This is a genomic window from Streptomyces sp. NPDC007025 (assembly GCF_042869455.1).
GTDB lineage: Bacteria > Actinomycetota > Actinomycetes > Streptomycetales > Streptomycetaceae > Streptomyces.
In genome coordinates this window covers 129,852-154,058 of sequence record NZ_JBIAFT010000017.1, presented here as the reverse complement: position 1 = coordinate 154,058, position 24,207 = coordinate 129,852, and the positions used below count along the sequence as shown (strand labels likewise).

Genomic DNA, 24,207 nt, shown 5'->3' with positions numbered 1-24,207 from the left:
CCACACCGTCGGAGTCCCGCCGTGGTGGCGGGGTCTGCTCAGCTCAGGCCGTCGATGGTCGAGCGGACCTTGGTGACGATCTCGTCGGGGATCGGGGCGTAGCCCTTCTCCTTGAGGGCCTTCTGGCCGTCCTCGCTCGCGGTGTACTTGAGGAAGGACTTCGTCGCGTCCAGCGACTCCTTCTTGTTGCCCTTGTCGCAGGCGATCTCGTACGTCACCAGGACGATCGGGTAGGCGCCCGCGGACTCGGTCTTGTAGTTCAGCTCAAGGGAGAGGTCCTTGCCCTGGCCCACGACCTTGGCGTCCGCGATGGCCTTGGAGGCGTTGTCCGCGGTGGCGTCGACGGGCTCCTCGGCGCCGGTGTCCAGCTTGACCGTGTCCAGGTCGTTGCCGGTGGCGTAGGAGAGTTCCGCGTAGCCGATGGAGCCGTCGTTCTGCTTGACGTTGGTGGCGATGCCGGAGGAGCCGTCGGCGCCCTGGCCGCCCTTGCCCGCCCAGGCCTTCTCCGGCTCGTGCTTCCAGGAGGAGGGGGCGGCGGTGTTGAGGTACTTGGTGAAGTTGTCCGTGGTGCCCGACTCGTCGGACCGGTGGAACGCCTGGATCTTCTTGCCGGGGAGCTTCGCGTCCGGGTTGAGCTTCTTGATCGCGGGGTCGTTCCACTTGGTGATCTTCGAGTCGAAGATCTTGGCCAGTGTGTCGGCGTCCAGCACCAGCCCGTCGACGCCCTCCAGGTGGTAGGTGACCGCGATCGGGCCGCCGACCATCGGCAGGTCGATGCCCTGGCCGCCCTTGCAGACCTTCTTGGACTTGGCGACCTCGTCCGGCTTGAGCGCCGAGTCGGAGCCCGCGAAGGCCGTCTTGCCCTGCAGGAACTCCTGGATGCCGGCGCCCGAGCCGGTGGGCTTGTAGTTGATCTGGGTGTTGCCGCAGGCGGACTGGTAGGTCTGCGTCCAGATGTCCATGGCGTTCTTCTGGGCGCTGGAGCCGGAGGCGAGGAGGTTGCCCTCGCCCTCGCACTTGATCTTGCTGGCCGCCTTCGTCGTGTCGCTGCCGGAGCCGCCGGAGTTGTCGTCCGAGCCGCAGGCGCTCAGGGCCAGGGCGCCACAGACCGTGAGGGCGCCGACGGCGGCGGTGCGGAGCCGGAGTGTGCGCTGAAGCTTCACTTTCGTTCAGTTCCTTCCTGGGCCCGGGAGCGACGGCCGGCCGGCCGTCGGGTTCTCTGGCTACGGGGCGCGGTTCCTGAACCAGGCTGTGCCGCGCGCTTGGTAAGGCCGAAATTAGACAGATCAGGTGAAGCGGCCGACGGAGCTGAGTGAACGCCGAGTGAACCTCGGCGGTCAGCCCGGTGCCCCTCCGCGGGGGTCGCTCCGCGGCGGCGCCTGTGGATACTCGTCAGTACATTCCTCTGTTCTCTTCCGGCCGGGCATGGCACTATCACGCTGCGTCGGCCAAAGTTGACCACATTCAGGGGGTGGCCCGGGTGACACGGCCGCAGTCCAGCTCGACCCTCCCGTCCGTCCGGTACGGGCTCGTGGCGGCCTGCACCATGGCGCTGCTGGCCGGACTCGGGCCGGGCACCGCGTACGCCGCGCCGGGGAAGCCGGACCCCGGCGGCACCCGGCCCGGTTCCGGAGCCGAGGCCGACGAGCCGGGCGGCACCGGCACGCCGACCCTCGAGCAGATCCGCAAGCAGATCGAGAAGCTGCACGACAAGGCCGGTTCGGCGACGGACGCCTACAACGCGGCCGAGGCCGCCGTCGACAAGCAGCAGAAGCACATCGCCAAACTGGCCAAGCGCATCGAGTCCACCCAGGGCGAACTGGATGAACTCAACAAGTCGGCCGGTGCCATGGCCCGGGCGCAGTACCGCAACGGCGGCATGCCGGACGCCGCCACGCTGATGCTCGGCGACGACCCGGAGAAGTTTTTGCAGGGCGTCTCCCTGGCCCGCAAGGGGCAGCACGCCACGCGGGGGCTCCTGGGCTCCCTGACCAGGACCCGCTCCCGGCTCCGCGGGTACTCGGCGGACGCCACCGACGAGTGGAAGAAACTGGAGCGGAACCGCAAGAAGAAGGCCGCGGCCAAGAAGAAGATCACCGCGCAGCTGAAGCAGGCCGAGAAGATCGAGTCCGGCCTGAAGAAGGAGGAGCGGGAGCGGCTGCGTGAGCTGCAGGACGAGGCCGCCAGGGCGCGACAGGCCGAGTGGATCGGGTCGGGGGTGCTGAAGGGGCTCGACGGCAAGGCGTCCGCGGCCGGCCGGCGCGCCGTCGAATGGGCCACCAAGCAGCTCGGCAAGGACTACGTCTGGGGCGCCGAGGGCCCCGACACCTTCGACTGCTCCGGGCTGACGATGCGGGCCTGGGAGGCGGCGGGGGTGCGGATCCCGCGCACCTCGCAGGAGCAGTGGAAGCAGTTGCCGCACGTCCCGGTCCGGAAGATGCGCCCAGGTGATCTGATCATCTATAAGAAGGACGCCAGTCACGTGGGGATCTACGTCGGCGACGGCGCGTTGCTGCACGCCCCGCGCACGGGCCGGCAGATCACCGTCGAGGGCGCGGGCAGCATGCCGATCCTGGGCGTCGTCCGTCCGGACAAGTAGTCACACGATCCGGCCGGTCCGGTCAGGGTCTCTCTTCGCGTGGCGATGGGCGGCGCGTCGGCCGGTAAAAGGGTGATCTGTTCGGATTCCGGGGTCCTCGGCCGGTGGGGAGGTCCCTTGCGCAGACGGAGGGGTATGCACCGTGAAAAGCGGGACGGGCGGGTGCATGGCGGGCGGGATGCGGGTCCGGCGCGGCCGTCCCGTTTCCAGCACGTGAGCTTGGTCATGCGGGGGCGGGGGAAAACGGGGCCATAGCGGCGTGAATTCCCGTTGTGGCGTGGGCATATGACAGTGACGGATTATCGTCGGCCATTCCGTCCATCCGCACGCGGAAGCTAAGGTCCTGTCCGACAGCCCGGGATGACGAGCGCCCACCACCGCGCGCCGTTCCGGGCTCACCCATGGTGGCCGCCGCTCGGCGCGCACACCACGCCCTCGGGGGAGGGAGAGGTTTTCAGCATGCCCGTAAGCGCGCCCCAGGCCGGGGCGGTGGCACAGGCCGCCGACACGTCGGCCCGGCAGGCCGCGCAGGGACCCGGCAGCAGCCTGACCCTGCTGGTCGTCGAGGACGATCCGACCGGTGCGCTGAGTGTGCCCCGCATGCTCGACGCGTACGGTCGGCCCGTGCGGGTCCGTACGGCCCGCAACCTCACCGAGGCCGCACGGCTGCTCACCGACGACGTCCACTGCATCCTGCTGGACCTCGCACTGCCGTGCGAGCTTCGCGGGCAGGCAGAGGAGGCCCCGTTCGAGAGCCCCGCGGCCGAGGCGGCGCTGACCGCGCCCGTACCGGCGCCCGGCACCCCGGGAGACGCGGGAGCGGGAGGTGCCGCCGAGGTCGGGTCCGGCGCCGCCGCGTCCGGCGCCGCCGCGTCCGGAGCCCAGGGTTCCGGAACTCCGCCCCCTCCCGATTCCGGACCGGCTCCGGACTCCGACGAACTGCACATCCTGCACCGGGTCCTGCGGATGGCCCCGCGGCACGCCGTCCTGGCGCTCACCGACGGCAGTGACGCGGAACGGGCCGCCGAGGCCGTCCGGGTCGGCGCCCAGGACTACCTCTTCCGCGACGAACTGGACGGCAGGCTGCTGATGCGCGCCGTCCGCTACGCCGTGGAGCGCAAGCGGGCCGACCTGGCCCAGCGCCAGCTCACCGAGAGCCGGCTGCGGGCCCAGGAGAACGCCCGGCTGGAGCGCGGGCTGCTGCCCCGGCCGCTGCTGGAGGGCAGCGACCTGCGGTTCGCCGCCAGGTACCGGCCCGGCCGCTCCCGTGCGCTGCTGGGCGGCGACTTCTACGACACCGTCCGCACCCCGGACGGCGTCGTCCACGCGATGATCGGCGACGTGTGCGGCCACGGACCCGACGAGGCCGCGCTCGGCGTCGAGCTGCGGATCGCCTGGCGTGCCCTGACCTTCGCCGGGCTGTGCGGGGACGCGCTGCTGAGCACGCTGCAGAAAGTGCTGGAGAACGAGCGGAGCAGCGAGGAGATCTTCGCGACACTGTGCACCGTCGACATCGCAGCCGACGGCCGCAGCGCCGGCGTCTGCCTGGCCGGGCACCCCTCGCCGCTGTTCGCCGGGGCCGACCCGGATGCGGCGCCCCGGCTGCTGCCCGAGGGGGAGAACGGACCCGCGCTCGGACTGCTGCCGCAGGCCCGCTGGCCGCGCCGCCAGGTCCGGCTGGGCCGCTCCTGGAGCCTGATGATGTACACGGACGGGCTGATCGAGGGCCGGGTGCACGGCGGCCGCACGGCGGAGCCCCCCTCCGGTGCCGGCTCCGCCGAGGGCACCGGACCGAGCCGGGAGCGGCTGGGCCAGCAGGGGATGCTCGACATCGTGACCCGTCGGATGACCGAGGGCGCGCAGGGCGAGCGGCTGCTCGACGGCACGATGGACGAGGTGCGCCGGCTCAACGGCGGCGAGCTGACCGACGACGTGGCCGTCCTGCTGCTGGACCGGGGCCGCCAGGCGTAGTGGCCCGTCAGGCCCGGCGTCCGGGCCCCAGGCGTAGCGCCCCGTGCCCGCGGCCGGATCGATCGTCCCGGCGCCCCGCCCGGCTCCCGCCGGGGGCGTCTCCCGGGGCTCCCGCTCCGGTCGTGCTCAGGATTCCCGCCAGGGGTCCCTGCACGTCACCGGACGGCGGTCCTGCACGTCACCGGACGGCTGCGGCTGCGGCCGGTCGTCGCCGGAGAGCGGGCCGCGCAGGGGCACCTGCCGGGCACGCGGTCGCCCGCTGTCGAGCACTCACCTGCCGTTGAACGGTCCGTACGGACCGTCGCTGCTGCTGCCGCCGCGCGGGCGGCGGTCCCGGCCGTTGCCCATGACCTGCTTGAGGGCCGGCCGGGCGTCGACCATGTAGACGATCGTCGCGATCAGCCCGATGATCTGCAGCAGGAACATCGGCACCACGAGGTTCACCAGTACGGTGATCCCCAGGATGATCAGCCAGAACTGCTTGTTCTGCTTGTCCGCGGCCCGGAAGGCGTCCTCGCGCCGGAAGGCGGCGTCCACGAAGGTGAACACCGCCAGGGCGAGCAGCACAATGCTGATCAGCCCGAAGACAGTGGCCTGAAAGCCCGCGAACAGCATGGTGCTCACACTCCCGGTCGGTGTCGGTGCCTTGCACGGTCGCCTCGGTCGCAGTCGTCGTCGCGGCGGTCACGTAGCTCGGAGGGATGGCGGGGGCTCGAAAGGGCTTGTCGCAACCGTACCGCAGCGCTCGCGGAACGGGCCGGGACCGCGTAGGGTGCCCGGCCCGTTCCGTTCCGGGCGCCGCTGGGGTCAGGAATCGGACTTCGGAGCCGACTTCCGGGTGCCGGAGCCGGTGGAGCGGGTCGTGCCGGTCTTCTTGGCGCCGGAGGAGGTGGTGGAGCCGGCCGCGGACTTGGCACCGCCGCCCGCGGTGCCCTTCGCGCCCGGGGCCCCGGTGCTCTTCGCGGTCGAAGCGCCGGTGCTCTTGGCGGTCGTGCTCCTGCCCGCGCTCTTGCCGGAGGAGGTGGAGTCGCCGCTGTCGCCGGTGGACCCGGCGGAGGTGCTGCGCGGGGCGGCTCCGGAGGTTCCCTCGGCGGTCTCCTCGGCCGGCGGCTCGGCGATCTTGACCGACTGGGCCGGCTCGCGCTCGACGGTCACCTCGGGGGTGTCGCCACCGCTCTCGCCGCGCCAGTTCTTGACGGCCTCGCGGCCGCGCACCGCCAGTTCGTCGTACGTCTCCCGCGCCTTGACCGCGTACTCCGCGGCGACGCCGACCCCCTGCAGCGCCAGGTGCTGGGCCTGCTCGCGGAGCTTCTTGATGTCGGTGTCCAGCCCGCCGAGGGTCTCGCTCACCTTGACCTGAGTCTCCTTGGCCTGCTGGGTGAGCCGCTCCTGCACCTCCTTGGGGTCCGTCTCCCGGACCGCGGCGATGGCCTGCGGTGCCTCCTCGCGGAGCTTGTCGACGACGCCCGCGGCGACGTAGAGGGGCGTCGGGTCGGTGAAGGTCTTGCGCAGGTCGTTCGCGATGGGCATGAGGGTTCGCCTTTCGTGGCTCAACTCGCCTGATGAGGCCGTCCGTCGCGAGGGGGCCGACGCCCGCGGTCCGGTGCCGGTGGCCCGCACCGGCGCGGGCCCCTCGCTGTCCTTGCTCAGCTTGTTGTGCTTACTCCGCCTGCCGGGGCTCCGCCGCGGGTGCCTCCGCCGCGGGCGGGTCCGCCGCGTCGGGAGCGGCTGCCCGCTGCTGCGCGTTCTCCTTGCGGAAGGACTCGTAGATCTGGAGCAGCGCCTGCTTCTGCTGCTCGTTGATCGTGGAGTCCGCGAGGATCGCGGCCGGAACCTGCAGCAGGTCCTCCCGGTCCCGCTCGTCGAGGATGCCGGCCTGCACATAGAGCGACTCCGCCGAGATCCGCAGCGCCTTGGCCAGTTGCTGCAGGATCTCCGCGCTGGGCTTGCGCAGGCCGCGCTCGATCTGGCTCAGATACGGGTTCGAGACACCGGCGGCCTCCGCGAGCTGCCGCAGCGACAGCTTCGCGGTCCGCCGTTGTTCCCGCAGGAACTCGCCGAGGTTCCCGACGTTGAGCGAGGCCATGAACACAGCATGCACCCGATTGCTAACTATTGCAAGCACCTTGCTTGCAAGTGTGTGCCGCGTCCTTCACGGGCTGCGCGGAGCGATGACCGACGGACTCCGCTGTGCTCCGTCGTGCGCGCTTTCGGGTGCCGCGGGCCCGGCCGGGGGCCCGACCCGCGCGGAGCCCGGCGACGCCGCCGTGTCCGATGCCGGACGGGGCCGCGACCGGGCGCCCGGAGGCGTGACCGTGCTCGTCGGGCCCCGGCCGGACGCCCGTGTGCGGTCAGCCGACGGCGGAGGTGCAGCCGACCGGGGCGCCGAACCAGCGCGGCAGCCGGTCGAGCAGCTCCGCCTGATCCCCGCCGGCCCAGGCCACATGCCCGTCCGGCCGCAGCAGGACGGCGGGTGCGTCCAGTTCCTCGGCGACGTCCACGACGTGGTCGACCCGGTCGGCCCACCCCTCGACCGAGAGGCGACCGGTCCCGTCGAGCAGCAGCCCGCGGCCTCCGTGCAGCAGTCGGTAGAGCCGCCCCCGCTTCAGCTCCATGTCCCGCAGCCGCCGGCCGAGGAGCGCGTGACCGTCCTCGCCGAAGTCGTACCGGACCCCGATGGCGGTGATCTTCTCGTTCAGGTACCGGTGCACCTCCTCGAAGTCCATCAGTTCCGACACCAGTTGGCGCACCGCCAGCGGCCCCGGTTCGGTCGACAGCAACTCCATCTGCGCACGAGTGTTGACCAGCACCTCGGCGGCCACCGGATGCCGTTCTGCGTGGTAGCTGTCCAGCAGTCCCTCCGGCGCCCAGCCGTTGACCTCGGCCGCCAGCTTCCAGCCGAGGTTGAACGCGTCCTGGACACCGATGTTGAGTCCCTGGCCACCGGTCGGCGGATGGATGTGCGCCGCGTCGCCCGCCAGCAGGACCCGGCCGGTCCGGTAGCGCTCGGCCTGCCGCGTGGCGTCGCCGAAGCGGGAGAGCCAGCGCGGCGAGTGCACACCGAAGTCGGTCCCCGCATGCACCCGGAGCTGCTGCTGGAACTCCTCGAGGGACGGCGGGACCGTGCGGTCGTCGGCCACTCCGGCGGCGGGCACGACGACGCGGTACATCCCGTCACCGAGCGGCATGGCGCCGAACCGGCGCTGCGTCCTGCGGACTTCTGCCATCACGCTGTTCAGCGTCTCCGCCGGTACGCCCACCGCCATCTCGCCCAGCAGGGTGTCGACCCTGCTGGGCTCGCCGGGGAAGCCGACGCCGAGCAGCTTGCGGACCCTGCTGCGGCCGCCGTCGCAGCCGACCAGATAGCGCGAGCGCAGCCGGGTGCCGTCGGCCAGCTCCGCCGTCACCCCGTGCGCGTCCTGGTCCAGTCCGACCACCTCGCAGCCGCGCAGCAGCTCGGCGCCGAGCTCGACCGCGTGTTCGGTCAGCAGCTGTTCGGTGCGGGGCTGCGGGATGCTGAGGACGTAAGCGTGCGAGGAGTCCAGGCGCACCTGATGCGGTTTGCTGATGCCGGCGAAGAATCCGTTCAGCGGGTACTGCTTGCCCAGTGCGAGAAAGCGCTCCAGCAGGCCGCGCTGGTCCATCATCTCGATACTGCGCACGTGCATGCCGAGCGCGCGGACCACCGTGGTCGGCTCCGCCTCCTTCTCCAGTACGACCACCCGCACCCCGTGCAGCCGCAACTCCGCGGCCAGCATCAGTCCGGTCGGTCCGCCACCGGCCACGATCACGTCGATCATCGAATCCCCCACTTTCCCGGCTGCCTTCCGGCCGGCCGCTCCACTGCTCTCCACAGCGCGGCGGGACCCCCGGCACCTCCGTGCCGGGCGCCCGCCTCGGCGACCTGCCTTCCGTGTCCCGCGTCCGCGCTGTGGACGCACCGACGGGTCGCCCTTGCGCGCCCCGCACGGTGGCCGGCTGCGCCAGCACACCGCATAAGCACGCGTACTGCGCGAATCCCTGAATTGCCCAGGTTCTGGTCTCGGCCCGTGATTCTGGGGCAGCACCGGGGTCTTGCCGCAAGGCCCCTACTGCGCTATATGTTGAGAGTGGCGAGGAGTGCGCAACGAGCTTCCGAACTGCGATCCCGGCACTGTCCGATGCGCCGGTGGCCGACGCGCGGCGCCGTTCGCACCACCCGGTGACCGCCTCCCCCAACTCCCTTCTCCGCCCTCCGGCCGACGCCTGCCGACACCTGACGGGCCGCCTCCGGGGCTCCGTTCGGCAACCGTTCCCGCCCGGCGAACGCGCGACAGCGGCACGAAGGCGGTCTGCCCGTCCCGCGAGGTGGCTTGTCTCCTGCGACGGCGGCTCGTCAGTCCAGGACCGCGGTGGCCTCGATTTCCACGAGATGCTCGGGGATGTCGAGCGCCGCGACGCCCAGCAGCGTGGCGGGCGGGGCCGAAGCCGCTCCGGTTGCCGCCACTCCCCTCGAGACCCCCTCCATGAGCTGGGGCATCTTGTCGGGTGTCCAGTCGACGACATGGAAGGTCAGCTTCGCCACGTTCCCGAAGGTGCCGCCGACCTCGGCGAGCGCCGTGCCGATGTTGCGGTAGCACTGCTCGACCTGCGCGGCGAGATCGCCCTCGCCGAGAGTGGTCCCCTCGGCGTCCCAGGCGACCTGCCCGGCGACGAAGACAAGTCGCGATCCGGATGAGATCGACACCTGCCGGTAGGCGTCGATCGCGGGCAGTCCGGCGGGGTTCACGAGAGTGACGGGCATGCTGTGCGCCTCCTTGTGCACGGATGGGGGGCCCGCGCTTTCAGACGTCGCGCGGTCTCCTGTGGATACTCGGGAACCATAAGAGAGTGCCGTCTGACGTGGAAGAACGCACTTTTCGGTGCTGTGGGGACCAGAAGGTGACCGTGCAGCTCCCGGCCGGTTCGCCCTGGCGGGTGTCCGCTGCCTCCTGCGGTGCGGGGCGCAGCACCGGCTCGGGGCCGATCGCGGACGGCGGCCGGGTCGCGCCCGCCGGGATTCCGGCCCGCTCTCGGTCCCGGCTCCGATCGAGTCCCGGCCCGGTCCTGGTCAAGTCCCGAGCGCGGCCCCGGCCCCGGTTTCCGTCCCTGGTCCGGTGGCGCGGGCGGCCGGATCCGCAACCCGGCGTCCGGAGGGGGCGCCGGGCGAGTTGCGGAAAGCCCCGGCCCGCGCGGCGAGCAGCGTTGCGCGGGCCGCCTCCGCCGGCAGTTCCGGGTCGGGCGGGGCATGCAGCAGTACCCGGTGGTGGTAGACGGGGGAAGTGGAACTCACCACCAGCTTCCGCGCTTCGACGGGTGGTTCCAACTCCCCGCGCGCCACGGCCCGGTCCACGATCGCGGTGCAGCGGTCGTAGCGCTCCTCCCAGAACCGCCGCAGCGACCGCGCCGCCTCCTCCGAGCGGAAGGAAGCGGCGATCATGGCCAGAGCGACCGAGGGCTCCTCGGTCAACGCCTCCTGCGCCTCGTCGTTCAGCGCCCGCAGGTCGCCCTCCAGGGAGCCGGTGTCGGGCGGACGCCAGCCGTCGTCTCCCGCCGCGTCGAGTGCGTCGGCCAGCAGGCCTCCCACGTCCCGCCAGCGGCGGTAGACCGTGGCGCGGTGCACGCCCGAGCGGGCAGCCACGGCGTCCACGGTCAGCCCGTCGAAGCCGTACTCGACCAGCAGCGGGCCGACGGCCTCCAGCACCCTCTCGCGCACGCGCGCCGTGCGTCCGCCCGGCCTTCGGGCACCGGCGGTGCCGCGGGCCGCCCCGAGGTCCCGGGGCGGCTCCCCGTCCGCTTCCGGGCGGTGCGTGCCCCGACTGTCCTCGCCGTCCCGGCCCGTGTGGTCCCGCCCCGCGTCGCCGTCCGTGCCGCCCGGCTTGCGCGGCTGCCGGGCCGGCCGCTCCGGTCCCTGCCCCTCCGCTGTCACGTCGCGCTCATCCCGCTTCCCTTCGTCTCGCGCTCCGGCTCCGCGGACCCGTGTACGCGACCGGTGTCCGTCCGGCTTCCGCGATTTCCCTCTTTTCCGCCTTGCCGCGATCGAGGTCGCCGTGCCAACATCTTAACGCGACAGGCGTCGCGGTAAAAGCCCGCCGATCGCATCCCGAGCCGTCACCCGTCGCGCACGCCGCGACACGGAAGAGGAGTTGCCGATGTTCGACCAGAGCGTTCACCCGGTCCCGCGGTCCCCCTTGGCCGCTTCATTCCTGATCGCTTTGGAGAGCACGGATGGCTACCCGGATCACGGCTTCGGCCGTCACCAAGTCGTACGACGGCCGCACGGTTCTGGACGGAGTGAGCTGCTCCCTCTCGGCGGGTGAACGAGCGGGGATCGTCGGGGAGAACGGCTCCGGCAAGACGACCCTGCTCAGGCTGCTCGCGGGGCACGAGAAGCCGGACGCGGGCGAGGTCGTTCTGCACGCCGAGGGAGGTGTGGGCCACCTCGCTCAGGACGCGCCGCTGCCACCGGAGCTGACCGTCCAGCAGGTCATCGACGGGACGCTGGGCGAACTGCACGCCATGGAGCGGCGCCTGCACACGCTGGAAGCGGCGATGGCGGAGGGCGAGAAATCGGTCCTCGCCGAGTACGGAGACCTGCTGACCGCGTTCGAACTCCGGGGCGGTTACGACGCCGAGGCCCGCGTCGAGCGTGCGCTGCACGGTCTCGGGCTGGGGCTGCTGCCCCGCTGCCGCACCGTCGGCAGCCTCTCCGGCGGCGAACGGGTACGGCTCCGGATGGCCGCGCTGCTGGCCGCGAACCCCGAGGTGCTGCTGCTGGACGAGCCGACCAACCACCTGGACGGCGCCGCGCTTCGCTGGCTGGAGGACCATCTGCGGACACGCCGCGGTATCACCCTCGCCGTCTCGCACGACCGCACCTTCCTGGAACGGGTCGCGACGACGCTGCTGGAGGTGGACGGCGATCGCCGCACGGTCGTCCGCTACGGCAACGGCTATGCGGGTTATCTGGCGGAGCAGGCCGCAGCCCGCCGCCGCTGGGCCGAGGCGTACGGACGCTGGCAGGCCGAGGCGGAACGGCTTCGGGAGGCCGCCGCCACCACGGCCCGCAGGGTGGCGCCCGGCAGGGCGATGAAGGACGGCAACAAGATGGCCTACGACCGGGCCGCCGGGCGTGTCCAGCAGTCGCTGGCCGGGCGGGTCCGCAACGCCGAGGAACGGCTGCGCCGACTGCTGGCGGACCCCGTGCCGCCCCCACCGGTGCCGCTGCGCTTCGCCCCGGAGCTCCGCGCCGGCGGCCTGCGCGGCACGGTGCTGACGGCCGAGGGGATCGCGGTCCGGGGCCGGTTGGCGCGGACCGACCTGACACTCGCGGCGGGCGAGCGGCTGCTGGTGACGGGACCGAACGGTGCGGGGAAGAGCACCCTGCTGAACGCTCTCGCGGGGAAGCCGGCACCGGCCACCGGCCGGATCGCGCGCCGGGGCACGATCGGCCACCTGCCCCAGGAGCCGGAGATCCCCGGCGGATCGCAGCAGACCCTGCTGGACGCGTACGCGCACGGCCGTGCCGGAACGCGTGCGGAGCACACCCGGCGGCTGCTGGCGCTGGGCCTGTTCGCCCCGGAGCGGCTGGAGGTGCCCGTCGCCCGGCTCTCCACCGGACAGCGGCAGCGCCTGGCACTGGCCCGGCTGGTGACCACGCCGGCCGACATCCTGCTGTTGGACGAGCCGACCAACCACCTGTCCCCCGCGCTGGTCGAGGAGTTGGAGGAGGCCCTGCACGCCTACGAGGGTGCATTGGTCGTGGTGAGCCATGACCGCAGGCTGCGGCAGCGCTGGCGGGGTGCGCAGCTGGAACTGGAAGAACCGAACACGGCGCTCTCCGAGGAAGCGGCCGGAAAGAGGAGCTGTTGATGAGCCAGGACCCGGCGAGCACCGCGCACGCACCGCGTTCCGAGTCCGACACCGGGACGGATCCGGCCTCGTCGGCGCCTCCGGTGGCCGTGACCACCACGGCGGCCTTCGGCCCCGGCACGGGCCCCTACGGCATCAGCGCCGGCCCCGACGGGGCACTGTGGGTCACCCTCGTGGCGGCGGGTGCCGTGGCCCGCGTCACGCCGGAAGGCCGGGTGACGACCTGGCCGCTGGACGCGCCGGATTCGGGCCCGACAGTGATCACACCAGGGCCCGACGGAGCCCTGTGGTTCACCCGCACCAGGGACCATCGCATCGGCCGGATCACGGTCGACGGGGAGACCACGTCCTTCGCTCCACCGACACCGGAGTGCGGCCCGTACGGCATCGCGGCGGCCGCGGACGGGGCGCTCTGGTTCACGGAGACCAGCGCCCATCGCCTCGGCCGGATCACCACGGAAGGCGAGGTCACCGAGTTTCCCCTGCCGGTCGACGGCTGCTTTCCCTCCGCACTGGTGGCCGGCCCGGACGGGGCCCTGTGGTGCACGTTGAACCAGGCGGATGCGATCGCCCGGATCGCGCTCGACGGCGGCGTCACGTTGTACGAGCTGCCCACCGCAGGAGCCGCACCGGTGGGTATTGCCGCCGGTGCGGACGAGCTGTGGTTCGCGGAGATCGGCGCCGGCCAGCTCGGGCGGATCGGCTTGGACGGCCGGGTCCAGGAATTCCCGCTGCCCGACCGCGAGTCGCGGCCGCACGCGGTGGCCGTCGGCCCGGACGGCACCTGCTGGATCACCGAGTGGGCGGGCAACCGCGTGGCTTCCCGCGCGCCTTCCGGTCACCTCGTGGAGCATCCGCTGCCCACACCCGAATCGGAACCGCACGGTCTGACCCTCGGCCCGGACGGCGCCCTCCATGTTGCCCTGGAGCGGGGAGAGCTGGTGCGGATCAGCACGTTGCGGCCCTGACGGCCCTGACGGCCCTGACGGCCCTGACGGCCCTGACGGCCCTGACGGCCCTGGCCCGAGACTGTCCCCTGAACGGACCCGCCCTGCTCCGACTCTGTCCGGAGCGGTCGGAGCGGGCGTGGCCGTCGGAAGCCCCACCCGGGCTCCCCGGACCTGAATCCCGGCACCGGCACCTGCGCGGATACCGGCTCCGGGCCGCAGCCCGCGGGCAGGGGCGGGGACGTGCAGCGTCGACCCCGGCGGGTGCTGTCCCGGGGGGGGCGCGGCACTCGGGGACGGGTCAGGTCAGTCGGGGTGGGATCCAGGCGTGGTGGCGGAGGATCATGCGGGTCGTGATCCGGGAGGGGGTCAGCCGCATCGCCGTGTTCCGGAGGGCGACGGCCAGAGGATGGGAGAGCTGCTGGCCCATCCGTCCGGCCTGCCGGGCGGCCCCGGCGACGGCCTGAGCACGTGGTCGGCGCTCGGCGCCGTAGCGGGCGAGTGCGGCCTCGGCGGTGGGCTCGGTGCCGAGGGAGGCGGCCAGCACGATCGCGTCCTCCAGCGCCTGGCAAGCACCTTGTCCGAGATGGGGGGTCATGGCGTGTGCCGCGTCACCGAGGAGCGCGATTCTGCCGACGGTGTACGAGGGGAGCGGCGGGCGGAGTTCGTCGACATCGTGGTGCAGCACATCCTCCGCTCGGGTCGCCTCCAGCAGGGCGGGTATCGGATCGTGCCAGGTGCTGAACCGCCGGCGCAGTTCGGCCAGGGGGTCGGCGTACCGCGTTCCCGCGGGGGCGCCGAGCACGGCGTGCCACTCGGCTCGCCCGTCTCTGAAGGCGATGTGCCCGAATTACATGCCCTGTCCCCAGGTCAGTTCGAAGTCGGAGGACAGATCGACCGGGCGCTCGGTGATGGCGCGCAGCACCGTCGAACCGCTGTGGACGTGGTCGGGATGGCCCGGGTGGAGGCTTCCACGGATCGTGCTGCCGATGCCGTCGGCCGCGACGACCAGGTCGGCCTCGAGGGCCGCTTCGCCGCAGTCGACGTGCACCGTCGCCGGGCCGCTCTGCTCGACGCTGGCCGCTTCGGAGCCGATCAGCAGGGAGTCGGCGGGCAGGGACTCGCGGAGCAGCCGGTGCAGGGTGGAGCGGGGGATGCCCATGATCGGGGTGCCCGCCGCTCGCTCCAGCGCCGCACCGTCCATCCGGGCCAGCCGGCCGCCGCGCGGTGTACGGGTGCCGCCGCGGTACTGGCCCTGCGAAGCGGCCCGTACCGCCTCGCCGACGCCGAGTTCGTCCAGTGTCCGCAGGCCGTTGGCGGCGAGCGAGATGCCTGCCCCCGTGTCGTCGAGCACGGGCGCGCTCGACGACCGTCACGTCCCATCCGCTGCGGCGCAGGCCGATCGCGGCGGCGAGTCCGCCGATACCCCCTCCGACCACCACTGCTGTGCTGCCCATGCCGGAACCCCGATCCCCTTTTCCTACAGGTGTAGAAAGGAGGTATGGCTTCGGACCGGCGCACTCTCCTGGCGGACTCGGCAATCGACGTACACGCCGAGGAAGGGATCCGGGTCTGACCCGCCGCGCGGTGGACCGCAGGGCGGCGCTGCCGACCGGGACCACCTCGGCCTGCTTCCGTACGCGCGCCGCGTTGCTCAGCGCTCTCGTCACCCGTCTGGTCCATCTCGACCAAGCCGAACTGCGGGCCGCGGCCGAAGCGCTGCCACCGCTGCGCACCGCCGAGGAACTGGTGAACGGCATGGCGTTGCTCATCGGGCAGCGGCTCACCGGCGAGGGCCGCCGCCGCTCGCTCGCCCGCCCGCTACGCCTGCGCCGTCGAGAGCGTGCGCGATCCGGAACTCCGGGAGATCCTCGTACCCCGCGACAACGCCGGGCGCGAGGCTGTCCGGTCGTTCCTCGCCACGCGCGGTGTCCCGGACGTCGAGAGCCGCACGCATACCCTGTTGACCTGCATCGACGGACTGGTCTTCGAGCACCTCGTCAGCGGTGGTGAAGTACGGCGCGAGGCCTTGGACGGCCTGGTCGCCGCCGCACTGCGGTAGGACCTGAAATCGGTTGGCGGCGGCGGAGCGGAGCCGCGAGGATGACGGAATGGTGCGCTCGTTCGATGATCTGGTGGCGGAGGCCGCTTCCGTCTCCGTCGAGGGCTGGGACTTCTCCTGGCTGGACGGCAGGGCGACCGAGGAGCGGCCCTCCTGGGGATATCAGCGGCAGATGAGCGCCCGGCTCGCCACCGCTTCCGCCGGACTCGACATCCAGACCGGCGGCGGTGAGGTGCTCGCGGGGGCGGAGCGGCTGCCGCCGGTGATGGCCGCCACCGAGTCGTGGCCGCCGAACGTGGCCAAGGCGACCGCGCTGCTGCGCCCGCGTGGCGTGGTCGTCGTCGCGGACTCGGACGAGGCTCCGCTGCCGTTCGCCGACGGTGCCTTCGACCTGGTGGTCAGTCGGCATCCGGTGCGGGCCCGGTGGTCGGAGATCGCCCGGGTGCTGGAGCCGGGCGGCAGCTACCTGGCTCAGCATGTGGGCCCGGCCTCGGTGTTCGAACTGGTGGAGTACTTCCTCGGCCCCCAGCCCGAGGCCCGGCGGCGACGGCGGCCCGAGGACGAGCGGGCGGCGGCCGAGGCGGCCGGGCTGACGGTGGTGGATCTGCGGTCCGAGCGGCTCCGTGTGGAGTTCTTCGACGTCGGAGCGGTGGTCTACTTCCTGCGCAAGGTCGTGTGGATGGTCCATGACTTCACCGTGGAGCGTTACCGCGACCGGCTGCGGGAGCTGCACGACCGGATCGAGCGCGAGGGGCCGTTCGTCGCCCACTCGGCGCGCTTTCTCGTCGAGGCCCACAAGCCCGCAGGCGGGGCCGCCGAGTCGGCCTGACCGGGCGGCCGGATGACGAGCACACCGTGGCCGTCCGGTCGACCCCGGCCGTCCGGCCGTTCCTGACCGTCCGGCCGCCCCGACCGCGAACGCCGCGAGTGAAAGGCCCCGTGGCGGGGTCGGCCGGTTGGTTACCGCTCGCCGAAGAGTTCGAGCAGCTCCGGCTTCTCGAACATCCGAGCGGTCTCCACGGCGGACGGTGTCCCCGCGCGCGGGTCGGCGCCCGCCTCGACGAGGATCCGCACCACCGCGTCCTCGCCCTTGAAGACCGCGCCCGCGAGCGGGGACTGGCCCCGGTCGTTGGTGCGGTCGGGGTCGGCGCCCTGCGCCACGAGGACGCGCACGGTCTCGGGGTGTCCGTGGTAGGCGGCCAGCATCAGGAGGCTGTCGCCCTTGTCGTTGGTCAGGTTCGCCGGGACGCCCGCCTTGACGTAGGCGGCGACGGTGTCGGTGTCGCCGTGCCGGGCCAGGTCGAAGATCCGCTGGGCCAGTTCGAGGACCTCGGGGTCGTGTGCCGGTTCTTCGCTCGCGGGGGTGGGTGCGTCGCTCATGGGGCCAGCGTACGGACCGCCGCGGGGACCGGGCGGTTTGCCGGGGCCGTCCGCCCTCCCCGGACGACCCCGTGGCCGTCCCGCAGGCCTCTCGCAGCCATTCTCGTGGCCGTCCTCGCAGGCCTCTCCGCGGTCGTCCCCGCGGGCCGTCCCCCAGCTCTCTCCGCGGCCTCCCCGCAGCCGTTCCCTCAGACGTGCGCCAGGGGGTCGACCGTGAGCAGGACCTCGCGCAGCGAGCCGACGACCCACTCGGCGCCGGCCGCGCGCAGCTCCCGTGCCTTGCGTTCGTTGCGTGCGTACCCCACGAAGCCGACCCCGGCGGCTCGGGCGGCTGCCGCGTCCTGCGCGGAGTCCCCGATCATCGTGGTGGCGGTCGCGTCCGCACCGGTCGACTCCAGGGCACGCAGCACGCAGTCCGGGTCGGGCTTCAGCCGCAGGCCGGTGCCGTGGCACTCCCGCCCGCACAGCCGTTCGCCGAAGGGCTCCAGCAGGTTGCGTCCGGTGAGGTATCGCCGCACGGCCTCGGCGGAGTTGTCGGTGGCGACGGCCACCGTGCGGCCTGTGGCGTGCAGGGTGCGGACGAGGGTGTCCGCGTATCCGGTGGGGAAGGCGACCGCCGCGGCGGCGACCTCTTCGCTCGACAGGGACTGCTCCATCCGCCGCGCGCGCTCCGGCGGCAGCAGGGTGGCGTCGTCGAAGGCGGCGGTCAGCAGGCGCAGCGGATCGGAGGTCTGCGGCCAGCCCGCTGCCGGACCGCCGGGGCCGTCGGCGTATGCCGCGCGCAGCGCGTCGGCCACCGAGGCGGCGGTGCGGCGGGCGAAGAGGTGGCACAACGGGCCGTCGAAGTCGAATATCACGCACTCTGCCGAGCCGATCCGAGCCGAGCTGTTCTGAGGCTGCACTGCCGCCACCATCCTCCGTGTCCCCCTTCATGGGCCTCGGCCGTCCCGTTCCCGGAGCAGCGGGGTCGGCCGGGCAGGCAGTGATTGTCGCAGGCGTGTCCGCGATCCGGGCAGCGGCCGGTGGTCCCGGTCAGCGGTGCCGCGCTGCCGTGCACAGTTCGGCGTAGGCCGGTTCGATCGCGCCCGGGCTGGGCACGTCGGCCAGCCCCAGCGGTTCGGCGGCGCGGACGAGGATGTCGTGCACGAGCTTGGCGGTTCGGCCGAGCTGTTCGGCCCAGGCCGGGGTGCCGTGGGCGGCGCCGACCGCGACGGCCTGCCGGACCACGTCGGCGAAGACGGACTGGGCCCGTTTGTAGCCGAGGTAGCGGGGGAGGTCGTCCGCGAGTCCGGCGTCGGCTCCGGGCAGCCCCGCGGTGACGGCCTGCCGCCACTCCGCGACGACCCGGGAGCGCTGCCGGGGCGGGTAGTCCATCAGGTGGAGGTGTGTCGCCAGGTCGTAGAGCGGGTCACCGAACGCGGCCAGCTCCCAGTCGATGGTCCACAGCGTGTCGGCCGGGTCGACGATGAAGTTGGCCCGGTGCAGGTCGCCGTGGAGCAGGCAGCTGGGCCGGTCGGTCAGCAGCGCGGCCTCGGCGGCCAGCCGGGAGTGTGGTCCCAGCACGTCCGGCGGGATGCCGAGGCGGGCGAAGAGCGGGCCGAACTGCGGCAGGCGGGCGCGGTGTGCGTGCTCCCGGGTGAAGGCGAGGAGTTCGCGCAGGAAGTGCGCACTGCTCCGGACCGGGCGGTGTTCCCTGTCCCCGGTGGGCCGGAGAGGGGTGCCGTCGCGCTCGGGCGCCCTGCGGGGGAAGTCCCGGGGCCGGCGGGCGTGCAGGTCTCCGGGGCGCAGCCGGCTCAGGGAGGCGAACCGCTCGATGATCTGCCGCAGGTGGCCGGGGGCGACGGGGTGGCCGCGCGGGCTGAGGGACGCCAGGGTCCGGCCCTCGATGAAGCCGTGGAAGACCGTGCCCGACCGGCGGACCCGGTGGACGGGGGGTACCCGGGGTACGCCGAGCCGGGCCAGGTCGAGGAGTACCTCGTCCTCCGAGGCGAAGTACCGGCGGTCGAACCAGAGGGCGTCCTCCCGCGGTTCGCCGATCTTCACCCGGCCCAGCCTGGTCAGCTCGCCCTGGGGGCGTACCACGTACCACTCGCGGTGGTACCCCGCCAGGGGGCCGTCCACGGCGCCGATCGCTTCGGCCTGCTGGAGGGCGGGGGAGGTCATCGGGGAGCTGTCCTCGGGGCGGTGGGTCCGGCCACGGAGATCGCCGGGGTGCCGGAACTGTACCGGGTGCTGCCGAACCGGTTCTCGCGGCTTCCTCGCCGGTCACCCGAAGGGAGTGGCGATGGTGTCCCACAGGGAGTCGAAGAACTGCTGCGACTCCGCCACGAAGCTGGCTTCCTGTTCGTCCCGTGCTTCCGGGCCCCGTGCCGAGCGGAAGAGCTTGGCGGTGAGGCCGAGGACGTCGTAGAGGGCGAGTTGTTCGCCGCGGTAGGCGGCCTCCTCGTTCTTGACGACCTGGTAGTAGCCGATGAGTGCTTCGTCGCCGTTGAGCAGGTAGAGCTTGTGGGTGGGGGTGAGCGGTACGGCGCGGACCGTCAGCGTCACCGTGGTGCCGAACGGGGCGAGGGAGTGCAGGGAGTTGCTGAGCGCGTCGACGTAGGTGGTCTGCATCCGGTGCAGCCGTTCGCGGGGTTTGGGGTCATCCGGGTCGTCGATGAGCCGCGGGAGGGCCAGTCTGGCCTGGAGGCTGGGTACGAGGACGCGCGCGGTGACCGAGCGGGGGGTGAGCTGGTGGTCCATGACCTGGCGGACGGGCCAGGCCAGCGCGTTGTTGAGGGTCTCGGTGGTGAGGGAGAACGCGTCGATGGTGAGGTGCTCGGCCTGGAACGCCTCGTGCAGCCGGTCGGCCAGCTCCACTCCCGCACTGCGTGGGGCCTCCGCGTGGTACGTGGGTTCGGCGACGGTGGGGGAGGCGCCGCGTCCCACGTTCTCCAGGAACCCTTCCTGGGCGAGGGCCGCCAGGGCTTCGCGGACGGCACTGCGGCCCACGGAGAACTCCGCTTCCAACTCCCGCTGGGTGGGAAGGCGGGTGCCGGCCTGGAGTCTCCCGGTCCGGATCTGCTCGCGGAGGGTGTCGGCGACCACATCGCGCGGGCGGCGGCCGCTTGCGGACGTCGGCTTCCTGGTCACGCGATGACCATACAACTTCGCTCCACAAGCCGTCAGTTGTCCGGCAGATGTTTCCAGATGGTGGACAACTGGGAAGACAGTGGGTGAGTTGGTCGCCAACTTTCAGGTCTGGCAGACAACCTTGCCGGTTCTTCCTCCAGGTCGGCCCCGAGCCATCAGCCCGTCCGACGCCGTGCGGGCACCCGGTACTCCCAGCACAGCCGTTCCTCTCGCGCCCGAGAAGGAGGGACCGCCATGCCGTTCTTCGCGCTCGCCGTAGCCATCACCGTCGTCGCCTTCGAGCAGTTGGTCCAAGTGCGCTACGGGGTCCTCGGCCTCGTGGGCTTCCTGATGCTGAGCATCGGCCTCAAAGCCCGGCACACCGGATGCAGCACCGCCGGGGCCCTCGTACTCGCCACGCTGCTGCTGCACCCCTGAACTCCGGACGACCGGCGGGGGGTCGTCCGGGCCGTGCGCACAGCGCCGCGCGGCGACCGCCGTCATGCCGCCTTCCCCACCCATCAACCCACGCCACGGGGAAGGCGGCTTGACGACGGCATCCCGCCTCCCGGCCCCGGAGTCCAGGTGGGGACCCGCCCGGCAGCCGCCGCCCGGACCCGGCCGCCCGGAACTGGAACCGGCCGCCTAGAACATGTCCTGGCACCATGGCCGCCGCGCCGTACGGAAGAGTGCCTCCGCCCGCTCCGCCGCCCCCTCGCGGTGCTCGGCCAGCCGTCCCAGCGCCGCCAACCGCACGGCCGACTCGTCGCCCAGGAAGAGGGTGCCCAGCTCGCGGACGTCCAGCGACACCTCCGGGTCCTCCCGGGTGGCCGCACACCGGGCTCCGCCCCGTGGTCCGCCGGTCTCCAGCGCGAAGCGCCCGTTCGCGTAGCCGTCCTTGTCGCGCACCTCCAGCACCAGCGTGTCGGCGGCTGCGTAGTCGCGGGCCGCCAGCATCCGCGGCACGTCCAGCGGCCGCAGCCACAGCCAGTCGGCGTGGGTGACAGTGCGCGCGGCGCGCGGGTCCGGCAGCAGCATCGGCAGGATGTCGTCCGGGGCGCGGCAGCCGGTCCGTACCCGCAGCACCCAGTCGACGGCCAGGACGAACCGCCACAGCGCCGTCTCCCCGGCGGTCGTGGTGGCGAACAGATCGCGCACGGTGAGGGTCTGTTCGGGCTGCTTGGCCTGCCAGACATCGTCGGAGGTGTAGGACACCCCGCCTTGCGGCTGCCCGTCCGCGTCGCGGTAGACGGCGTGGAACGCGGCGGTGAATCCGTCGTCCGGGAAGCGCAGATCGCCGGTCGCCGTGCGCCACCACTTCGCGCGGCGGTCGATGGCACCCTGCCGGTGCCGGCCGGTGCGGAACCGCTCGTGGACGGCGGGCATCAGGGCCCGGAACTCCGCGGCGTCCACCAGGTCCACCCGGCCGACGTCCCCGAGGTCGGCCGGTCCGGCGTAGCGCCGGTCCAGGCCGGTGCGGGCGACGAGGACCTCCCAGTCGGTGGTCCAGGTCGCGGGGCCGAAGCCGTACCGCCCGTAGATCGGGTACTCGGCCGCGACCAGGGTCGCGCACACCTCGCCGCGCTCCTTGGCCGCATCCAGCGCCTTCGCCGTCATCGTGCTCAGCAGCCCGCGCCGCCGGTGCGTGGGCGAGACGGTGACGCTGGAGACCGCGCACGCGGGCAGCAGCGCGCCGCCCGGAACGGTCAGCGACTGCGGCAGCGTACGGAAGGTGCCCACGCAGCGCTCGCCGTCGTAAGCGCCCTGGATGCGGTCGAGGTCAGTGTCCAGCGCGCGGACCGCCACCTCCTGCTCGCCGACGGCGCCGGGGCCGCGGAAGAAGCCGGTGGAGACGGCGCGCAGCCACTCCGGATACGCGTCGGGACCAGCCAGGGTGCGCACGTCGAGGGAGGTCGGCATGGGCTCACGCTAGGCCGTGCCCACCCGGCCCGCACCTGGATTTCGCCCGGGTGCGCGGCCTCGCCCCGCGGGCTCAGAACGCCGCGCGGACCTCGCCGACCCGGACGCCGCCGCCCAGGATCGGCACGGTCGCGAGCCGGTCCAGCACCGCGGAGCTGACTCCCATCCGGGTGGCGAGGGCCCGTGCCACCACCGGCCCCAGGGCGCGCTCCGCGCCGTCCTCCACCTTGAGCGCGAGGGCGCTCCCGTCCGGCAGCGCGATGCCCTGCACGGCCTCGGCGCCCATCTTGCTGACCGCCCCGGGCAGTTCCCGCATCAGCCAGGTGTCGTGCCGCCGGGTGCCGCCCACATGGGCGGGGTGGGCGCGCATCGCCTCGACGACCCGGCCCTCGGGGCTCTGCGCGGAGGACAGCGCCAGGGCGCGGTATCCGCGCGCCAGACCGGTCAGCGAGACGGCCATCAGCGGCGCACCGCAGCCGTCCACCCCGGTGTGCGCCACCGGGTCGCCGGTGGCCTCCTCCAGCGTCTCGCGGACCAGCTTCTGCAGCGGGTGGTCGGGGTCCAGGTAGCTTTCCAGCGGCCAGCCGTTGGCCCGGCAGGCGGCGAGCATGGCCGTGTGCTTGCCGGAGCAGTCCATGGCCAGCGGGGTGCGGGTGTTGCCGGCCGCCAGGAACGTCTCGGCCTCCTCCGCGTCCAGCGGGAGGGAGGCGGGGCACTTCAGGTCCGCGGTGCTCAGTCCGTGCTCGGCCAGCATCGTACGTACCAGGTCGAGGTGGAAGCCCTCGGCCGAGTGGCTCGCCGCGGCCAGCGCCAGCCGCTCGCCGGACAGCTCCAGCCCGGAGCGCAGCACCGCGGCCGCCTGGAACGGCTTGTTCGCGGAGCGGGGGAAGACCGGCGCCTCCGGGTCGCCCAGCGCGAACGTGACGCTCCCGTCGGCCGCCAGGACCACCAGCGAGCCCCGGTGCCGCCCCTCGGTGAAGCCGGACCTGACGACCTCGGCGAGCACGGGGAGTATGTCGGGCATCTCGGGACCTTCCGGTGGTGCACGCCGTGCGGCGGCGCGCGGAGCAGACGGATATGTGGCCCTTCACCGTAACCGGATGCGCGGTGCCGCAGAACAGACACCCCTGGACCCTCCCGTCCCGGCTCCCGCCCCGCGCTACGGCAACAGGTCGTCCACCTGCGCCTCTCCTTCCCGGTAGCGTCGGGCGATCTCGGTGCTGCACTCGTCGGCCGTCTGCTGCAGCGACTGGCGGCGTCCGGAGACCTGTTGCTCGTAGCGGATCAGCCGTGCCGTCGCGTCGTGCAGCTCGCCGTCGGTGCGGGCCTTCAGGTCGCTCAGCTCCACTTCGGCCAGCATCTCCTCGGCCAGTGCCCGGTACTCTTCGCTGCGCGGTGCGGCGAGAGTCACATGCCGGGCGGAGGAGCGGTGGCTGGACGGACCGTCCGCGAGGATCTGCGGCAGCAGATCCAGCAGCGGCGAGCCCGCGGAGGTGCGGCGGGCCAGTTCGGCGCCGAGGATGTCGATACGCCCCTGGAGCAGTCTGCGGACATAGCTCAGGTCCGCTTCGTCCTGCTGTGCCGAGCGCCGCAGGATCCGCAGTTCGCGCAAGGAGAGCGCGTGCAGATCCGGGCGCTCCGGCTCGCGCAGCGCCTCCAGGGCCCCGGGCCGCCGCGGTGTCCTGGACGGGCCCGCTCCGGTTGTGCTCATGGGCTTGTGTCCCCTCATCCCCATCGCGCGGTACCGGTGAACGCACCGCGTGTGCGCATCGTGCCACTCCGTGTCCCCTGTTCGCACCGATCTCCCCCGGAGGCTTGCGGCCGCGTGCTCGGGCCGGACGGCGGCACGGCATCATGGCGGCATGCGAGCAGTGGTGCAGCGGGTGGACGGTGCGAGCGTCGCGGTGGACGGCGCGACGGTCGGGGAGATAGCGGGTGAGGGCCTGTGCGTGCTGGTCGGAGTCACGCACGACGACACCTCGGAGAAGGCGGCCCGGCTCGCGCGGAAACTGTGGACCGTGCGGATTCTGCACGAGGAGAAGTCGTGTTCGGACACCGGAGCGCCGCTGCTGGTGATCAGCCAGTTCACTCTCCACGGTGACGCGCGGAAGGGGAGGCGGCCGACGTGGAACGCGGCGGCGCCCGGAGACGTCGCCGAACCCCTGGTCGACGAGGTGGTCGAGCGGCTGCGGGCGCTGGGTGCCACCGTCGCCACGGGTGCCTTCGGGGCCGACATGAAGGTCTCGCTGACCAACGACGGCCCCTTCACCCTGCTCCTGGAGGTCTGAGACCGGAGACCGGTGCACCTACCGGAGGTCTGAGGCGGG

The 24,207-nt window shown here is 72.7% G+C and carries 21 protein-coding genes and 2 pseudogenes; 8 read left to right on the top strand and 15 right to left on the bottom strand.

The features are described 5' to 3' along the window. Positions 1–38: 38 nt before the first annotated feature. Positions 39–1,163, bottom strand: a complete 1,125-nt coding sequence (gene pstS / locus ACFYMO_RS28560; RefSeq protein WP_366771800.1) for a phosphate ABC transporter substrate-binding protein PstS — start codon at positions 1,161–1,163, stop codon at positions 39–41. Between the two features lie 317 nt (positions 1,164–1,480). Between pstS and ACFYMO_RS28555 the strand changes: the two genes are divergently transcribed. Then, positions 1,481–2,599 carry an NlpC/P60 family protein gene (locus tag ACFYMO_RS28555; protein ID WP_366771919.1) on the top strand — a complete coding sequence of 373 codons (1,119 nt, stop codon included), beginning with the start codon at positions 1,481–1,483 and terminating at the stop codon, positions 2,597–2,599. 459 nt (positions 2,600–3,058) lie between these two features. Beyond that, positions 3,059–4,570 (top strand): PP2C family protein-serine/threonine phosphatase, encoded by a 1,512-nt coding sequence (locus ACFYMO_RS28550; protein WP_388549996.1) that lies wholly within the window; start codon positions 3,059–3,061, stop codon positions 4,568–4,570. Positions 4,571–4,840: 270 nt separating this feature from the next. Here ACFYMO_RS28550 and ACFYMO_RS28545 read toward each other — a convergent pair whose 3' ends face one another. From ACFYMO_RS28545 to ACFYMO_RS28520, 6 genes are all read right to left on the bottom strand, one after another. Then, positions 4,841–5,185, bottom strand: a complete 345-nt coding sequence (locus ACFYMO_RS28545) for a DUF2516 family protein (protein WP_366771920.1) — start codon at positions 5,183–5,185, stop codon at positions 4,841–4,843. A gap of 192 nt (positions 5,186–5,377) precedes the next feature. Continuing rightward, a complete protein-coding gene (locus ACFYMO_RS28540) occupies positions 5,378–6,100 on the bottom strand; it encodes a hypothetical protein (RefSeq protein ID WP_388549992.1) in 723 nt (240 codons plus the stop codon). 130 nt (positions 6,101–6,230) lie between these two features. Then, positions 6,231–6,656 carry a helix-turn-helix transcriptional regulator gene (locus ACFYMO_RS28535; protein WP_366771804.1) on the bottom strand — a complete coding sequence of 142 codons (426 nt, stop codon included), beginning with the start codon at positions 6,654–6,656 and terminating at the stop codon, positions 6,231–6,233. Positions 6,657–6,921: 265 nt separating this feature from the next. Further along, positions 6,922–8,370 carry a rifampin monooxygenase gene (gene rox, locus ACFYMO_RS28530; protein WP_388549989.1) on the bottom strand — a complete coding sequence of 483 codons (1,449 nt, stop codon included), beginning with the start codon at positions 8,368–8,370 and terminating at the stop codon, positions 6,922–6,924. 575 nt (positions 8,371–8,945) lie between these two features. Further along, positions 8,946–9,353, bottom strand: coding sequence for a RidA family protein (locus tag ACFYMO_RS28525; RefSeq protein ID WP_366771806.1), 408 nt, complete (start codon positions 9,351–9,353; stop codon positions 8,946–8,948). A gap of 306 nt (positions 9,354–9,659) precedes the next feature. Next, entirely contained in the window at positions 9,660–10,517 is an 858-nt protein-coding gene (locus tag ACFYMO_RS28520; RefSeq protein WP_388549985.1) for a TetR/AcrR family transcriptional regulator, read from the bottom strand. Between the two features lie 299 nt (positions 10,518–10,816). On the opposite strand from ACFYMO_RS28520, the gene abc-f reads away from it, so the two are divergent. Together abc-f and ACFYMO_RS28510 are read left to right on the top strand one after the other, a co-directional pair. Then, positions 10,817–12,460 (top strand): ribosomal protection-like ABC-F family protein, encoded by a 1,644-nt coding sequence (gene abc-f, locus ACFYMO_RS28515; RefSeq protein WP_366771807.1) that lies wholly within the window; start codon positions 10,817–10,819, stop codon positions 12,458–12,460. Further along, entirely contained in the window at positions 12,460–13,428 is a 969-nt protein-coding gene (locus ACFYMO_RS28510) for a virginiamycin B lyase (RefSeq protein ID WP_366771808.1), read from the top strand. Before abc-f ends, ACFYMO_RS28510 begins: the two co-directional genes overlap by 1 nt. A gap of 280 nt (positions 13,429–13,708) precedes the next feature. Here the strand turns inward: ACFYMO_RS28510 and ACFYMO_RS28505 are convergent. Beyond that, positions 13,709–14,864: pseudogene (locus tag ACFYMO_RS28505) on the bottom strand (FAD-dependent monooxygenase). A gap of 44 nt (positions 14,865–14,908) precedes the next feature. Between ACFYMO_RS28505 and ACFYMO_RS28500 the strand changes: the two are divergent. After that, positions 14,909–15,469, top strand: a pseudogene (locus tag ACFYMO_RS28500) (TetR/AcrR family transcriptional regulator). Between the two features lie 49 nt (positions 15,470–15,518). After that, positions 15,519–16,298 carry a class I SAM-dependent methyltransferase gene (locus ACFYMO_RS28495; RefSeq protein ID WP_366771809.1) on the top strand — a complete coding sequence of 260 codons (780 nt, stop codon included), beginning with the start codon at positions 15,519–15,521 and terminating at the stop codon, positions 16,296–16,298. A gap of 131 nt (positions 16,299–16,429) precedes the next feature. Here the strand turns inward: ACFYMO_RS28495 and ACFYMO_RS28490 are convergent, their stop codons facing one another. The 4 genes from ACFYMO_RS28490 to ACFYMO_RS28475 form a co-directional block, all read right to left on the bottom strand. After that, complete coding sequence (locus ACFYMO_RS28490) at positions 16,430–16,849, bottom strand: ankyrin repeat domain-containing protein (protein ID WP_366771810.1); 420 nt, start codon at positions 16,847–16,849, stop codon at positions 16,430–16,432. 188 nt (positions 16,850–17,037) lie between these two features. Further along, positions 17,038–17,751: an HAD hydrolase-like protein gene (locus tag ACFYMO_RS28485; RefSeq protein ID WP_366771811.1), complete on the bottom strand. Its 714-nt coding sequence runs from the start codon at positions 17,749–17,751 to the stop codon at positions 17,038–17,040. A 130-nt stretch (positions 17,752–17,881) separates the two neighbouring features. Then, complete coding sequence (locus ACFYMO_RS28480; RefSeq protein WP_366771812.1) at positions 17,882–19,012, bottom strand: aminoglycoside phosphotransferase family protein; 1,131 nt, start codon at positions 19,010–19,012, stop codon at positions 17,882–17,884. A 102-nt stretch (positions 19,013–19,114) separates the two neighbouring features. After that, on the bottom strand, positions 19,115–19,981 hold the full coding sequence (locus ACFYMO_RS28475) for a GntR family transcriptional regulator (protein ID WP_366771813.1): 867 nt from the start codon (positions 19,979–19,981) through the stop codon (positions 19,115–19,117). A 234-nt stretch (positions 19,982–20,215) separates the two neighbouring features. Between ACFYMO_RS28475 and ACFYMO_RS28470 the strand changes: the two genes are divergently transcribed. Then, positions 20,216–20,398: a hypothetical protein gene (locus ACFYMO_RS28470; protein WP_366771814.1), complete on the top strand. Its 183-nt coding sequence runs from the start codon at positions 20,216–20,218 to the stop codon at positions 20,396–20,398. Between the two features lie 207 nt (positions 20,399–20,605). On the opposite strand, the gene ACFYMO_RS28465 is transcribed toward ACFYMO_RS28470, so the two are convergent. The 3 genes from ACFYMO_RS28465 to ACFYMO_RS28455 form a co-directional block, all read right to left on the bottom strand. Then, on the bottom strand, positions 20,606–21,880 hold the full coding sequence (locus ACFYMO_RS28465; protein WP_366771815.1) for a GNAT family N-acetyltransferase: 1,275 nt from the start codon (positions 21,878–21,880) through the stop codon (positions 20,606–20,608). 73 nt (positions 21,881–21,953) lie between these two features. Beyond that, on the bottom strand, positions 21,954–22,904 hold the full coding sequence (locus tag ACFYMO_RS28460; RefSeq protein ID WP_388549977.1) for an asparaginase: 951 nt from the start codon (positions 22,902–22,904) through the stop codon (positions 21,954–21,956). A 135-nt stretch (positions 22,905–23,039) separates the two neighbouring features. After that, positions 23,040–23,591, bottom strand: a complete 552-nt coding sequence (locus ACFYMO_RS28455; protein ID WP_366771818.1) for an ABC transporter substrate-binding protein — start codon at positions 23,589–23,591, stop codon at positions 23,040–23,042. A 151-nt stretch (positions 23,592–23,742) separates the two neighbouring features. Here ACFYMO_RS28455 and dtd point away from each other — a divergent pair, with 151 nt between their 5' ends. After that, positions 23,743–24,168: a D-aminoacyl-tRNA deacylase gene (gene dtd, locus ACFYMO_RS28450; protein WP_366771819.1), complete on the top strand. Its 426-nt coding sequence runs from the start codon at positions 23,743–23,745 to the stop codon at positions 24,166–24,168. The last annotated feature ends 39 nt before the right edge of the window (positions 24,169–24,207 follow it).